The organism is Methanothrix sp., from assembly GCF_016706325.1.
In the GTDB taxonomy this organism is placed as follows: Archaea; Halobacteriota; Methanosarcinia; order Methanotrichales; family Methanotrichaceae; genus Methanothrix.
The window spans coordinates 1-13,090 of record NZ_JADJJX010000001.1 but is presented as its reverse complement, the minus strand read 5'-3'; the positions used below and the strand labels follow the sequence as shown (position 1 = coordinate 13,090).

Sequence of the window (13,090 nt, the reverse complement as noted above, 5' to 3'; positions counted from 1 at the left end):
GATGAGCCTCAAATTCACCGGGGCTCATACGAAAAGAGGCAGACATCTTAAGGATGGCCTGGCCCCGGCAGTGATTTTTGCCATTTAGCAGGCTCTGCTGCATGTCAGGCCATCTGAGAGAAGAAGATTTTAAGCCAGGCCTCCAGGAATATGGCCTTCCATAGATTTCGTGCATGATTTTTATTTCTATACACATGCCCATTTATCTGCTGGCGCAGCTTTCTCACATCGATGTACTCTCTGCAGAGGGGTTCATCCTCCAAGAACCAATCCTCCAAGAGCCTCTGGAAACCCTCCCTCCTCAGCCAGTCAGCTTCCGGGGTTTCATATCCGATCTTATCCCTTCTTTCCAGGATCTCAAGGGGCACGATGCCGGTCATTGCATCCCTTAGCAGCGCCTTGGTCTTTCCCTCTCTGATTATGTACTCATCAGGCAACCCGGAAACGAACTCAATTATCCTGTAATCGAGGAAAGGGACACGTGACTCAGTCTGATTTCCCATCGAATTTCTGTCTTCCCACTTCAGTAGCTGCTCTAGCCGGTACAGCAGATGAAATTGCAGTGACTGGCCCAGGGATCTGCAATTTGAAAAATTCCTGAAGTATTCTGTGGGGGCAATGGAGTCGCTCCTCAACTCTCTGGAGAGGAGTGATTGGTGCAAAAAAATATTTTTCCTTAGTATATATGGTAGCATGAGGTATAATGAGAACTGGATGCCAATCTGATAATTTCTCCCCTTGATTAAATTAAGGCATTCGGAAGCAAGCCTCTTAAACTTAAAAGTCTTTAATAAATCGACTAGATAAAAACCCAGAAAATAGTGATATCCAGCCAGGAGCTCATCCGCCCCCTGGCCGTCCAGCACCACAGTGACCCCATTGCCCTTGGCCAGCTCCTGCACGCAATTTTGAGCATAGATGGAGGCTGATGGAAAAGGCTCGGCGATCAATTTGACAATCCTTAATAAATCCTTCTGCAGCCTCTCCGGTGTGGGCTGGGTCCTGTAATTTTCCATGCCCGTCCTCTCTGCTACAATTGATATATATTTTGATTCATCTCTTTCGAAGCCTTCGTATACTGCAGAGAAGGTCTTTATCTTCATGCTCTTGTCTATCAGACAGGCTATAGTCGATGAATCAATTCCCCCGCTCAGGCATGTGCCCACTGGAACATCACTGATCAGCCTGATATTCACACTATCCTCGATCAAATCCTTGAATGTGGATATCGCCTCTTCATATGTTCCAGCAAATTTTTCTTCATATTCTATATTATACCATTCCTTTATATCCAATTCACATTGCGTGAGATCGAAGGTGGCATAGCATCCTCTGGGGATCTTCATTATCCCCTCAAAGAATGTCTCCTCAGTATGATCGGTTATATTATACAGCAAGAAATCCTTTATTATTTTTTTGTTTGGTGCTGTATTGATTTTGTGCTCCAGCAGTGGCGGTATCTCTGAGGAGAATAAAAATTTTTTATGATCTCTGTCAAAATGATAGTACAGTGGTTTGATTCCCACATGGTCTCTTGCTAAAAAAAGCCTCTTGTTTGCGGAATCGTATATAACGAAGGCGAACATTCCATTGAACCTCTCCAGACATCCTTCCTTCCACTGAATGAAGGAATACAATACCACCTCTGTATCTGTCTTTGATTTGAATGAATATCCCAGTGATTCAAGCTCTTCTCGCAGCAACCTGTAATTGTAAACCTCACCATTGTATATTATATAAAATCTTCTCTGATCGTCAGACATCGGTTGATGGCCGTTTTTGGACAGGTCGATGATGGAGAGGCGCAGGTGGCCCAGTGAGACCTCTTCATCGGCATAGACCCCTTCATCATCCGGACCTCTGTGTCTCAGACTGGAGTTCATCCTCTCAATTAAATATTCGTCCTTCCAATTAAAACCATTGATACCACACATAGTAGTCCTCGAAATAATCACTTCATGTATTAAAATTTGTTAGGGTCTGCATCATATGCCTCAAATGCCGCCGGGCAGCCAGGCAGACTCCCTCTTCCATAACCCAATGCCCAGATCAGCTACATATATCTCTTATAGATCTCCATGAGATTCTCTTTTTGCTTATTCCATTCATAATCCAGTGCATGATTGAGGATGGCATCTCTATTCCATTCCCTATTCAGTGCCTCAAAGATCCTATTGCATAAGTCTGTGCTATCATTGCTCTGGCATATGAGGCCATATTCATTGGAGGTTATTATTTCTGAGACCCCGCCCACATTTGTGCTGATAAAAGGTATGCCGCAGCCCAGGGCCTCAAACATCACTGTGGGATTCCCCTCATTCAGGCTTGCGAGGACGAATATGTCACAGGCATTTATCCACAATGGCAGCTCCTCCCTGGGTTTCCTTCCGACCAGCCATACCACCTTTTCCAGGCCGCACCTTTTTATCTCCTTCTGCAGCTCATTTCTGAGATTTCCCTCTCCCAGGATTATGCATAAAATATCTTTCGCTCTGCCCTCCAGCTCATCGATGGCATGGATGAGGTTCATGTGCCCCTTGACCTTAACCAGGCTTCCTATGGATAGGATTATCCTCTTGTTCAGGGGCAGATCCAATCTCCTTCTGCATGCCTCCCGGTCACGGGGATAGAAGCGTTTGCTATCGTATCCTGTTGGCAAGACCTCCACTGGCCTTTTCACCTCCAGCCTCTTTGCACATTCGGCCAGACTACCGCTGACGGTTATTATGCAGTCCGAGTCGTTCAATATGCACCTGATCCTCTCTTTCCAGGCAGGGCTCTTGAATGGCAGATCATACAGATCATATCCATATCCTGAGACTATCAGCGGTACCTGAAGCCTCTCTTTGAGCCGGGCGCCTACATAGCCGGAGGTCCAGAGGAAGTGAGAATGAATCAGGTCCGGCTGCAGCTTCCTCTCCTCAACTATCTTTAAAATTTTTTGGTAGTGCCTCTGGCCTAACTGGCTGTATTGGCGATCAATGGGAATGAAAAAGGCCGGCACTGCCATGACTGATACATTCTCCGGCTTGCCGGAATACTCTATCAGCGATCTCTTGGTAAAGAGGCTCAATTCATGAATGGGCAGGTAATTGGATATTTCCGTTATCGGATTATGGTACACGAAGACATCAATGGAATTAAAATTGCTTGATATGGACTCTATCTGATCTTTGACAAAATAATTATATGCTGGGGTTATAGCCAGGAGATTATTTTTTTCGGGCATTTCACACCTCAATTCCTAAAATCAGATTTTTATATATTTTTTAATGTTTATTAATAGGTTATTTTTAGACTCGAAATTCCCGATAGCCTTTGAATCCTCCATCCTCCCGATGGTCTTTAAATCCTCCATCATCCCGATGGCCTTGAATCCTCCATCCTCCCGATAGCCTTTGAATCCTCCATCCTCCCGATGGTCTTTAAATCCTCTATCAGCTTCAAATTGAGCTGATCGATATCTCTGATTAGATGGATCTTATTTTGCTTCTCTAATTCCAAAGCCAGATCCAGTTTATTCTCATACTTGCATTCATTGAACTCCTTTAGCCTTGGAACTACGACTGTGATCTTCTTATTGAGAAGGCAGTTGAGAATCGAGCCCGCCCCATCATGGGTGATCACTATGCGGGATTGTCTGATCAGGCTTAAGATCTCCTCATAGCTGGCAAAATCAAATGATTCAGCATTTTCTGGGCAGTAACTTGTACATCCTTTTTGCATAATCATCTTTTCGTCCGTCTCTCCGGCGATGAGATCGCATTTTTTTATGAGCCTATCAAATCCCTGATTATGCATGCCTACAGTGACGAAGATCATATTATTGCCCCTTCATAAACCGCTTTTTTCCATACTTAGAGAGCAATTGGGGCCATTGGACTAGGAAGTGATCAGCCACAGGATACACAATCCTGCCTGTAAGCGAGGGATTGCTCACCCTCGCCCAGCTCTCGATGAAGATGCTCTTGGCGGCGAAGAGCTTTCCAATGTAAAGCGCGGGAATGGCAATTTCAGATCCATTGCTGACTATGAGGTCGGGCCTGTATTCCCTGAAGGCCCTGAGAAAGAGAATGGCTGCCGAGAGCATCTTCAATGGATTATATCCAATATTCTCCATCAGATATTTTTTTTGCTCCAGCTCCCTTGTTCTCTTGGAGTCATAGGTGATTACAATGATATCGTTTCCTTTAAATGCATCCATTAGATATAACATCTGAGTGAGGTGTCCCCCATGAGAGCAGACGATGGCTATCTTCATGGATTCCCCACCATCATCTGCAAGCCTTCATCTATGCTGATGAGGGGCCTCCAGTCGAGTGTGGCTCTTGCCTTTGCTGTGTCTGCATAGCAATCCATTATCTCGTTCTTCCGCCTCTCTCCCTCATAGGCCACTTTGATATTCGATCCATATATTGAGATGATCTTCTCTATTATCTCCTTCACGCTATAGCTCTTTCCATATCCAATATTAAATATATCAAAGTCGCCCTGGTATTCGCCTCCTTTGATATATGCATCCACCATATCTGTTATGTGAACGAAATCCCTTTTCGGCTCGGGATCCCTCACCACGACCTCTCCCGGCAGAGCTCCAGCATGTTTAAAGTGCCGAGGACATTTGTCTCATAGGTGGCATGGGGGCTCTCATAGGATGAGTTCACAGCCGTCCTCGCTGCCAGATGATATACGATATCAATATCCTCCAGCTCTCTTCTCCTTCCCCTGATCAGATCCTTGTCTCTTATGTCAACCCTCTTTCCATTTTGATCCTTCAGCGACACCATCGATGAATTCAGCCTCTTAAGAGCATGGAGCAGATGCCTGCCGGCAAAGCCCTCCTCTCCTGTGATCAATATCGTCTTCTCGCTAAGTCCCATCGATGCTGACCCCTAGCTCTCTGTATATATTCTCTGTATCTTCATTGGCCTTTTCATAATCATCCGGCCGTCCTATGTCCAGCCAGTATCCTTCATGGATATAGCCGTTCACCGTCTCTCCATCAGCAAGCAGCCTCTTCATCAGGTCAGGGATATCCAGATATGAGTTAGCAGGTATATATTCCAGTATGCTCTCATGGAATGCATAAACTCCCATGCTCACCAGATAATCGATCCTGGGCTTCTCTGTATAGCCTCTCAGCCTCCGGTCAGAGTCCAGCTCAATCACTCCAAAATCGATATCAACATGCCTTTGATTGAGGGCTATGGTTGCCTTGGAGCCGGTCCTCTTGTGAAATGCCAGGAACTCAGAAAAATCCAGGCTGGTCAGGACATCCCCGTTCATCACCAGAAAATCATCCTTCAGCCTATTTTTTAATAATCCCAGCCCTCCTGCCGTCCCAAGCTTCTTCTCCTCCCTTGAGTAGTCTATCTTCAGTCCGTATTTGCTGCCATCATTGAAGAAGGCCATTATCAATTCCGCCAGGTGGCCGACTGCCAGGGTGATCTCATCAAAGCCCCTGGCCTTCAGCTGCCTGATAATTATCTCCAGGATTGGGGACTCTCCAATGGGCATGAGGGGTTTGGGAAAGACAGTGGTATAGGGCTTCAGCCTGGTGCCCAGCCCCTGGCAAGGATCACAGCTTTCATCTCTTCTCCTAGCATCTCACTAATTTGACCAGCCCTTATTCTCTCTCATCCAGTCTATCGTCTCCTGCAGCCCCTCCTCCAGTGAGACCTCCGGCTCCCAATCAAGCAATCTCTTGGCCTTTGCATTATCGCACCATAATCTCTGTACCTCGCTTTTCAGAGGCCTGACCCGGGAGGGGTCCTGGATTATGCTTATTCTCTTATTCAAGAGGATTGCGATCTTCTCTGCCAGCTCTCCCATGGATACCTCAAAATTAGATCCGATATTGATGACCTCTCCAATTGAGCTGCCCGACTCCGCTACCTTGATGAATCCATCTACAGTATCCTTGACATAGGTATAGTCCCGCGTCGGAGACAGGGATCCCAGCAGTATCTTCTCATTCTCTATGGCCTGGGTGATTATCGTCGGTATTATCGCCCTTGCAGACTGCCTCGGTCCATAGGTGTTGAAGGGCCTGATCGTTGCCACAGGCAGGTCAAAGGAGCAGTAGAAGCTCTCTGCTATTTTATCTGCTCCGATCTTGCTGGCAGAGTAGGGGGACTGACCCTGAAGGGGATGCTTCTCATCGATAGGCACATATAATGCTGTGCCATATACCTCGCTGGAAGATGTATGGACAACTTTCTCCACCCCCTGATCCCTTGCCGCAGTTAAAATATTTAAAGTGCTCAAAATATTATTCTCGATTGTATCCCTGGGCCTATTATATGAGTAAGGGATTGAGATCAATGAACCCAGGTGGAATATGATATCCACATCTTTGACTGCACTGGATACAGCATCAAAATCCATAAGATCCCCAGAGACGACCTGCAGTGAATCGAGCCTATGTTGAGGGATTATCTCCAGCAATCCCCAATCATTCCTGGAGTTATATCTCACAAAGCCGGTGACATCAGCACCCAAATCCACAAGACGTTCGATCAGATGGCTTCCTATAAAGCCCCCTGCCCCTGTTACCAATACCTTTTTCTTGCTCCAGTGATCATTCATTCTATAGCCTCTGGTAATTTATTATCCAAGCCGCCAGTTCCAGTCCCCATTTTCAAGCCGATATTTATAGTCTGTGCGAATTCCTCTGAGGTCGGCAGTCTGCAGCTCATATCATGATATTATAGTCGTCGCTCTCTTTGATAGAGCCATATGTTTTTCTTCATCGCGCCCTCATATAAATAAGGATTTTTTCCGAATCTAAAATTTTGGATATCCTTTTATTACAATCCAGTACTCCACTGAAGTGCCTCCAGGGTTCAATCTGTATCCAGTTGACTATATCTATGACATTCAAATTTTCATTTATTATAAAATAATTATTTGTATTATATTTACTTCTATTCAAAAGGAAGGCCACATCATTCTCATCGAGGGTCTGAAAGTCCTGAGTTCTGAATGACATTAGATAGAAGTTCTTTGTAAGTTCATCTCCCCTTATCAGTTCTCCGCTACTCTCCTCTCTGATCCATGATAGCGGGAGATTTAAGTAACTAAATTTATCTACATCCTTATTGGAGAGCTCCCCGTTATATATCATGAAGTGATAGACAGGATTCAGGGCCAATAGAATGATTACGCCAACAGCCGCCCATCTCCTGAAAGATCCTCCATTCCTGAATATCCAGGCTATGCTGAAGATGGCGGGGTAGTAAAGAAACCAATCTCCACATGCCCGATCATCAGGCGAATGAATGCCCAGATCACCATGGATGAGAGTATTGATAGTATAAATATGGGCTCTATTCTATGTCTCATCTCAGGCAATGAGATAAAAATAAATTAGAAATAAAATGAGGAAGGCGAGGAGAATGCCATATTTAATATAACCGTATAGGGTTATGCCCTGCGGATAATGAAGATATATCTTTTAGAATATTATCCTGGATGCTGGTAGCAAAGTAGGATAACAGGAATTTATCCAGCACAGATGTTGTGAAAGAGTCGGTCGATTTTAATGCATGAATAAAATTATTATAAACAAATTCAGTGAGTCCCAGCTCAACAATGGTCAATAAAATCAACAATTTGATAGATTGCTCCGACCTGCAATCGAGATTGGCTCTGAATGGATGCCTCGGTTTATTGATTATTATCAGATATATTACAAATGATGATAAAAATAACAAAAAGGTGAAGATGACATCATATGATGTAAATACCAGGGATATACCGATTATCACTGCCATCAGGTGATGCTGCCAGACTGATCTGTTCTTTTCAGAAAACATCAGAAGAAATAGTATCAATAAAGCAAAATATAATATACTTCCCTATGCCATGCAGCCAGAAGAAGATCCTCTGGGTCCCGGCATACCCTGTCGTCAACTCGGTGAGCGATGCCAGGCCTGCCAGAAAATAGCTATCGGAGAGCTTCAACATCAATAAAAAGAAGAGCGTTGCATAGGGGATGAGCTGAAGCGGCGAAAATAATAGAAAGCTGCAATCCTTTCCCAGCATCAGTGCCAGTTGAGAGCCCAATATGTGAAAGGTGGGAACGGTATTTCTATAAGCATCCAGCAGAAATCCTCTTTTATCGTCTCATCCACTGCACTTATTTGAAGGTGCAAAGGCATCTATCGAACTGTTAAAATGCAATAGAATATAAATGTATGATGCAATAGCAGCAATAAAGTATATCCTCTTCACATCAATCAACTGGACTATGGAGCAGTCGATCTGATATCTGTAGCAGTCTGCTCTCTATCCTCTTCTGATATGACATTCTCATTGCCTTCAATAATGCATAATTCCAAATATATATTGTATTACAAAGGCCTATGAAAAGGACATCCAGCCTGTATCTGGTCAACTGGTCATCAGGAATCTTATCATATAATGAGCTGATCAGCAGATGAGAATTTCCCTTAACTGGTGTTATCTCGCCGGTCAGTCCATGCAACATTGCCAGGAGCTTATTATATAAATACTCTGCACCCTGCCTTGAGGCAAAGCCAAAGGTCAGCAACTCCGTAATCAATAGTGAAGGAACAAGCATCAGCAGGCAATTGGTGGATAGATATTTTCTCAATATCGTATATCTTCCCTTCTACAGATGATAGAATTTTTGGGCGTCATTTTTAATATATAGTCGCCTGACCACAGATGAAGGTATGTACAGGATTTTGAATCCATTGAGATTGGCCCTCCAGGAAAAATCGGCATCCTCATTATACATAAAAAAACTTTTATCAAAACCGCCCAGGCTTATATAGTGCTCCCGCCTGATGGCAAATGAGCATCCAGAGAAGCCGCTGATATGCTCTTGGCAAGATTGCGTGCTTGATGTATCACCCAATCCTCTGGTAAAAGAGAGGCCGGAAAAGTGATTTATCGCTCCACAGGTATTGATAACCTCGCCATTATAGGTCAGGATTTTTGGTGTGGTGATGATTTTGTCCCCACTTTTTAAGGGCTTGATGAGCTCCTGCAGCCATCGCCCCTCCACTATGGTATCTGGATTGAGCACCACGATGTATTCGCCATTTGCATGTTTAACCCCCTCATTATTCCCTGCCCCGTAGCCGACATTCTCCCTGCTCTCAATCAATCTGACATTGGGGTATTTCTCTCTTAAGATACGACAACTGTCATCGGTAGAATTATTATCGATGGCAATGATCTCATGAGGGTAATTCTGTGCCATGATGGAATCAATGCATGCTTCAAGATAATAACTGCTATTGTAAAGAACTATTATTATACTGGCTAATCCATTCATATGCCCTGCATACCTCCTCGCAGCGCTCTTATCGGAGCTGGTTTCAAGCCTTTCCCTCCCTTCTCAATCCTCCCTGTGCAATCAGCTCCCTCTTGAACTCATGCATAACCATTGATAAGATATGAAGAATGATCCCTGTCAAGGCCATAAAGGATCCGAACAGGGTGAGCAGGATCATGATCATGGTCGGGCCATACTGCATGCCGCCGCCGTGAACGAAGGATCTGAGGAACTCCAGGGCCATCAGTATGCCCGCCCCTGCCATAAGAGAGCCGGGAACGGTGAAGCAGATGAGCGGCTTTCTCAACTGCATGTCCTGAGAACATTAACCAGGACTCTAACCCCGTGGGCTACCGGGTTCTCTGAGGAGCCATTCACATCGTAGCGCACCCCGATCTCCACCTCCTGGATGCGCAGGCCTGCGGCAGCAGCATCGGCCAGCATCTCGCTCTCTAGGGCCAGCCCCTTCTGATTGAAACGGAATATGCCCTGGTCCGCCGGCAAAAGCTCGAAATCCGCTCTGAGTATCCGGTTATCGAGAGGCCGCTGCAATATTCGTGGCCACATCCAGCACTCTTTGACCTATTCGCCGGTATACGGGCGTATCCTTCTTATTTCCATTGAGATAGCGGCTGCCGTTAACCATATCCGCCTCTCCCTGCAGGATGGGATTCACGAGGCGAGGATGTCGGCTGGATCATGCTGCCCATCGGTGTCTATGGTGACAATGACTGCATCGCCATTGAGGGAGGAGAAGCCCGTCTTGGAGAGCTGCTCCCTTTCCAAGGTTGACCTTTATGGCGTAGCACCTGAGCCCCTGCCAGGGCGGCAACCTCTGCGGTACGGTCCAGGCTGCCGTCATCTATCACAATAACCCGGTCTGCGTATTTGAGCGTGCGCAGGACAATGCTACTCTTGATATCTCCTCATTGTAGGCCGGCAATATAGCTGTGATCTCCCCACCAAACTCTCCACCCCACTCCTGCTATGCATTAATAAAATGGATCAATCCTGGATTGTGATTCGCCCAATGAGTCCTGCAGTCCTTTAGCAGCATAGTCAGTTGGAATACAGCAGGGTACAAAGGCATATAAAAACGCTTTGGATTACCATTTTCCAGGGCCTGATTTACAATGCCAGCGCCTCATATCATTCATCAATTCAGCCACCGGCCTGGCCGTCTGCAGGGATGCATATAGTGGTAACTGATACGAAAATAGGCCTGGCGTATCGATGCGATCTCTCTTGCATGTGATTGATCTCTTCGGAAACGCCTTTGTGCCTTGGTTTTATTATTTTCATGCCTTATGGGTGCCCGGTCAGGTATGACGGTTTCAATATGCCAGAGCGAAAGCACGACCAACCTTCTTTAAAAGGGTTCTGGAATCATAGGTACGTATTATATCATCAGGGCACCTGATTTGGGATCTGTTCTCTTCCGTCGCGCATAGAATGAAGGAGGGTGAAATTTTTTATTGATATACAATTATAAATATTTGTTGCATGAACCCGCCTGCCTTCCTCTGGGCTCAATATCACTGGTCTATGCAGCCATGCCCCATTGGCCCTGAAGGGGAGAGAGGCCCCGGGAGACGGCAGGCATTATCCCAGGGCGGACCAAAAACTCTCTGCAGCATATCGATCTCATCGATCAACATCGATCAACATCGATCAACATCGATCAAAATCGATCAACATCGATCAACATCGATTAACATCGATCAACATCGGTTAACATCGATCTCATCGATCTCATCAAACTGGTATTCCTCCCAAGACCTCTCCCCCAGCAGAACCTCGAACTCGGGCGGGGTGAGAATGGGAATTCTGTATTTGGCAGCATCATCCAGCGCCACCCGTGGGCAGGCGGTGGAGACTGCGGCCTTCACCCCTAAATTGAGCAGCAGCTCCGGCTCGATATTGTCGATATAGACCAGATACATATTCCGGCCATGAGCCTTGCCCAGAGCCATCATCCTCTCTGCAAGCTCCACTCTCCTCTGACCGGGCTTCTTAGAGACGAGGACGGCAAATTCCTTGACCTCCGAGGCTTTAGAGATGGCTCTGAAACGCCTCCTGAGCATGGGATCGGGATCGATCTCGGAGACCTCGCCTGAGACCGGATCTGCTGCTATCACCCTCTTTCCTGTGGCCAGGGCGATTCCCAGGGGATGAAACTGGCCTGTGCCGATGAACAGAAACTCCTCTATGGGATCATCCACAGGACTGTCTCCAAGGAGGGTCCGGGCAGTGATATAGCAGCACCCCAGTACCTGGCCGGGATACCTGATCCTTCCTGATGCTGGGCCCACATGCCCTCTATTCCGTGCTCCGGCCAAAGCCTGCAAAGCAGAATCCAGCCTGTGGATATGCTGAACGGTGCTGGCGACGCCCACATGCCTTGACCTGAGCTGGGCGACCGCCTTCTCTGCCACCTCTCCAAGATCCTCATTCATTCTCGCCTCCAGGAAGACGACCCTCCGGCTCCTCTCCCAGGCCTGCATGACCCAGATGGAAGAGCAGCTCCACCTCCTGGCAGAGCCTCATGTCCACGTCGCAGGCCCCGTAGCAGGGGTCTGCGGAGATGAGCACCTCTGCTCCCGTCTCCTCTGCGATCCGGGAGGCGGCCTTGGGCAGAGCCCTCTTCAGCCCCTCAGGAGCCTGCAGGCCCACCCTCCTGGCTTGAGACCTCTTGATCAGCTCGATCGCCCTCTTTAGATCCAGCCCGTATCCCAGCTCGCTGTCACCTCCGATCGCGATCGCTCCGCTAGAACCAGCGATCGAGGGTGCTCTGTCCACTTCTGTAGACCTCCTCCAGCCTTCTGGCGGTCTTCCCCCCTTTCGTGGTCGAAGTCCCTCTCCTCCACCAAAAAGGATGCGATCTCATCCACTCTGGGCCTTCTCAGGCGATCTCATACTGTCTGTGACCGGGGCGAGAGGAAGAATTCCCTGATCTCCCCAGCTCAGCCATGCTCTCCCTCCCTTTCCAGGGAGGATGCTCTCCAAATCTCCCTCTCCGGATGAGCTTCAGAGCGGTCTTGGGCCCCACCCTCTCCAGGCCGGCATTGTAGTCGGTGCCGCACATAATGCCGATCTCCACCAGTTGCTTATGGGTTATTCCAAGATTGGCCAGCCCCTCCTTCAGATCGATCACCTCCGGCTGCACATCCACGAAGACATTTTTCTTAGGCAGCTTCCTCTTGCCGGTGATGGCAGGGTTGCGCACCACCAGGGGGCGCCGAAGAGGAGGGAGTCTAGTCCTGGCTGCCGGCATAATCCACATCGCCCCGGGCGGCCATATAAGCGGCCTGGGCCTCTCCCTCGGAAGGAGCTTTGATGACCGGCAGCCCCATGGCCTGGATGAGCCTTCTCCCGTCATCGATTACCTCGAATTGATCCTGAGGCGGCCTGAGCATATTTGAATCCATCCTCTCCTGACTGAGCCTCCTCCCAGGCTGAGGCCGCTTTATCCCTGCCCTCCGATCCCAAGCCAGAGTCTGTGCCTTGAAGCTTAGGGCTCGCCATCGAAGACGAATGCCAGCTTCACCCCGGCCTCAATCAGGTTGGCGGTGCGGTACAGCGGCCTGCAGTAGATGAGAGGTCACATTTCCTTGGCGGTCCATGAGAGGGGTGCCGTCCTCTGCCGGATGATGATAAGAACTGATAGAGGGTATTGAAGGCATCTATTGCTACCCACCGGCCGGAGAGATCACGGATCTCTATCTTCTTCTATCCAGCAGCTCCCCAAATCAACGCCCATGATTCTCACATATCAATGCTCTA

Annotated in this window: 12 protein-coding genes and 3 pseudogenes; all 15 read right to left on the bottom strand. The window is 47.5% G+C overall.

Features of this window, described 5'->3' with window-relative positions; all coding sequences use genetic code 11:
• Window positions 1-104: 104 nt before the first annotated feature.
• Complete coding sequence (asnB, locus tag IPI63_RS00080) at window positions 105-1,934, bottom strand: asparagine synthase (glutamine-hydrolyzing) (RefSeq protein WP_214079876.1); 1,830 nt, start codon at window positions 1,932-1,934, stop codon at window positions 105-107.
• 119 nt (window positions 1,935-2,053) lie between these two features.
• Window positions 2,054-3,124 (bottom strand): glycosyltransferase, encoded by a 1,071-nt coding sequence (locus IPI63_RS00075; protein ID WP_292475947.1) that lies wholly within the window; start codon window positions 3,122-3,124, stop codon window positions 2,054-2,056.
• Window positions 3,125-3,357: 233 nt separating this feature from the next.
• A complete protein-coding gene (locus IPI63_RS00070; RefSeq protein ID WP_292475946.1) occupies window positions 3,358-3,822 on the bottom strand; it encodes a glycosyltransferase in 465 nt (154 codons plus the stop codon).
• A gap of 1 nt (window position 3,823) precedes the next feature.
• Window positions 3,824-4,204, bottom strand: coding sequence for a PssD/Cps14F family polysaccharide biosynthesis glycosyltransferase (gene pssD / locus IPI63_RS00065; RefSeq protein ID WP_366850824.1), 381 nt, complete (start codon window positions 4,202-4,204; stop codon window positions 3,824-3,826).
• A gap of 53 nt (window positions 4,205-4,257) precedes the next feature.
• The gene (locus IPI63_RS00060; protein ID WP_292475943.1) at window positions 4,258-4,575 is read right to left on the bottom strand and encodes a GDP-mannose 4,6-dehydratase; all 318 of its coding nucleotides are present in this window, start codon (window positions 4,573-4,575) and stop codon (window positions 4,258-4,260) included.
• The gene (locus tag IPI63_RS00055; RefSeq protein WP_292475942.1) at window positions 4,569-4,880 is read right to left on the bottom strand and encodes an NAD-dependent epimerase/dehydratase family protein; all 312 of its coding nucleotides are present in this window, start codon (window positions 4,878-4,880) and stop codon (window positions 4,569-4,571) included. The genes IPI63_RS00060 and IPI63_RS00055 overlap by 7 nt, the downstream gene beginning before the upstream one ends.
• A pseudogene (locus IPI63_RS00050) lies at window positions 4,870-5,591 on the bottom strand (sugar phosphate nucleotidyltransferase). Before IPI63_RS00050 ends, IPI63_RS00055 begins: the two are co-directional and overlap by 11 nt.
• 19 nt (window positions 5,592-5,610) lie before the next feature.
• Window positions 5,611-6,588: a GDP-mannose 4,6-dehydratase gene (locus tag IPI63_RS00045; RefSeq protein WP_292475938.1), complete on the bottom strand. Its 978-nt coding sequence runs from the start codon at window positions 6,586-6,588 to the stop codon at window positions 5,611-5,613.
• Between the two features lie 160 nt (window positions 6,589-6,748).
• Window positions 6,749-7,126 carry a hypothetical protein gene (locus IPI63_RS00040; RefSeq protein WP_292475937.1) on the bottom strand — a complete coding sequence of 126 codons (378 nt, stop codon included), beginning with the start codon at window positions 7,124-7,126 and terminating at the stop codon, window positions 6,749-6,751.
• A 1,110-nt stretch (window positions 7,127-8,236) separates the two neighbouring features.
• A complete protein-coding gene (locus tag IPI63_RS00035; protein ID WP_292475936.1) occupies window positions 8,237-8,617 on the bottom strand; it encodes a hypothetical protein in 381 nt (126 codons plus the stop codon).
• An 18-nt stretch (window positions 8,618-8,635) separates the two neighbouring features.
• Window positions 8,636-9,307: a glycosyltransferase family 2 protein gene (locus IPI63_RS00030; protein ID WP_292475935.1), complete on the bottom strand. Its 672-nt coding sequence runs from the start codon at window positions 9,305-9,307 to the stop codon at window positions 8,636-8,638.
• A 43-nt stretch (window positions 9,308-9,350) separates the two neighbouring features.
• Complete coding sequence (locus IPI63_RS00025; RefSeq protein ID WP_292475934.1) at window positions 9,351-9,614, bottom strand: hypothetical protein; 264 nt, start codon at window positions 9,612-9,614, stop codon at window positions 9,351-9,353.
• Window positions 9,611-9,859 carry a hypothetical protein gene (locus tag IPI63_RS00020; RefSeq protein WP_292475932.1) on the bottom strand — a complete coding sequence of 83 codons (249 nt, stop codon included), beginning with the start codon at window positions 9,857-9,859 and terminating at the stop codon, window positions 9,611-9,613. The genes IPI63_RS00025 and IPI63_RS00020 overlap by 4 nt, the downstream gene beginning before the upstream one ends.
• A 1,169-nt stretch (window positions 9,860-11,028) precedes the next feature.
• Window positions 11,029-11,980: pseudogene (gene dph2, locus IPI63_RS00015) on the bottom strand (diphthamide biosynthesis enzyme Dph2).
• Window positions 11,981-12,074: 94 nt separating this feature from the next.
• Window positions 12,075-13,067 (bottom strand): annotated as a pseudogene (gene fen / locus IPI63_RS13075) (flap endonuclease-1).
• Window positions 13,068-13,090 lie beyond the last annotated feature (23 nt).

Excerpts from the sequence above, each read along its gene's own strand:
- asnB (WP_214079876.1), bottom strand. The coding sequence starts at position 1,934 with ATGTGTGGTATCAATGGTTTTAATTGGAAGGACGAATATTTAATTGAG.
- IPI63_RS00070 (WP_292475946.1), bottom strand. The coding sequence starts at position 3,822 with ATGATCTTCGTCACTGTAGGCATGCATAATCAGGGATTTGATAGGCTC.
- pssD (WP_366850824.1), bottom strand. The coding sequence starts at position 4,204 with ATGGATGCATTTAAAGGAAACGATATCATTGTAATCACCTATGACTCC.
- IPI63_RS00055 (WP_292475942.1), bottom strand. The coding sequence starts at position 4,880 with ATGGGACTTAGCGAGAAGACGATATTGATCACAGGAGAGGAGGGCTTT.
- IPI63_RS00045 (WP_292475938.1), bottom strand. The coding sequence starts at position 6,588 with ATGAATGATCACTGGAGCAAGAAAAAGGTATTGGTAACAGGGGCAGGG.
- IPI63_RS00040 (WP_292475937.1), bottom strand. The coding sequence starts at position 7,126 with ATGATATATAACGGGGAGCTCTCCAATAAGGATGTAGATAAATTTAGT.
- IPI63_RS00030 (WP_292475935.1), bottom strand. The coding sequence starts at position 9,307 with ATGAATGGATTAGCCAGTATAATAATAGTTCTTTACAATAGCAGTTAT.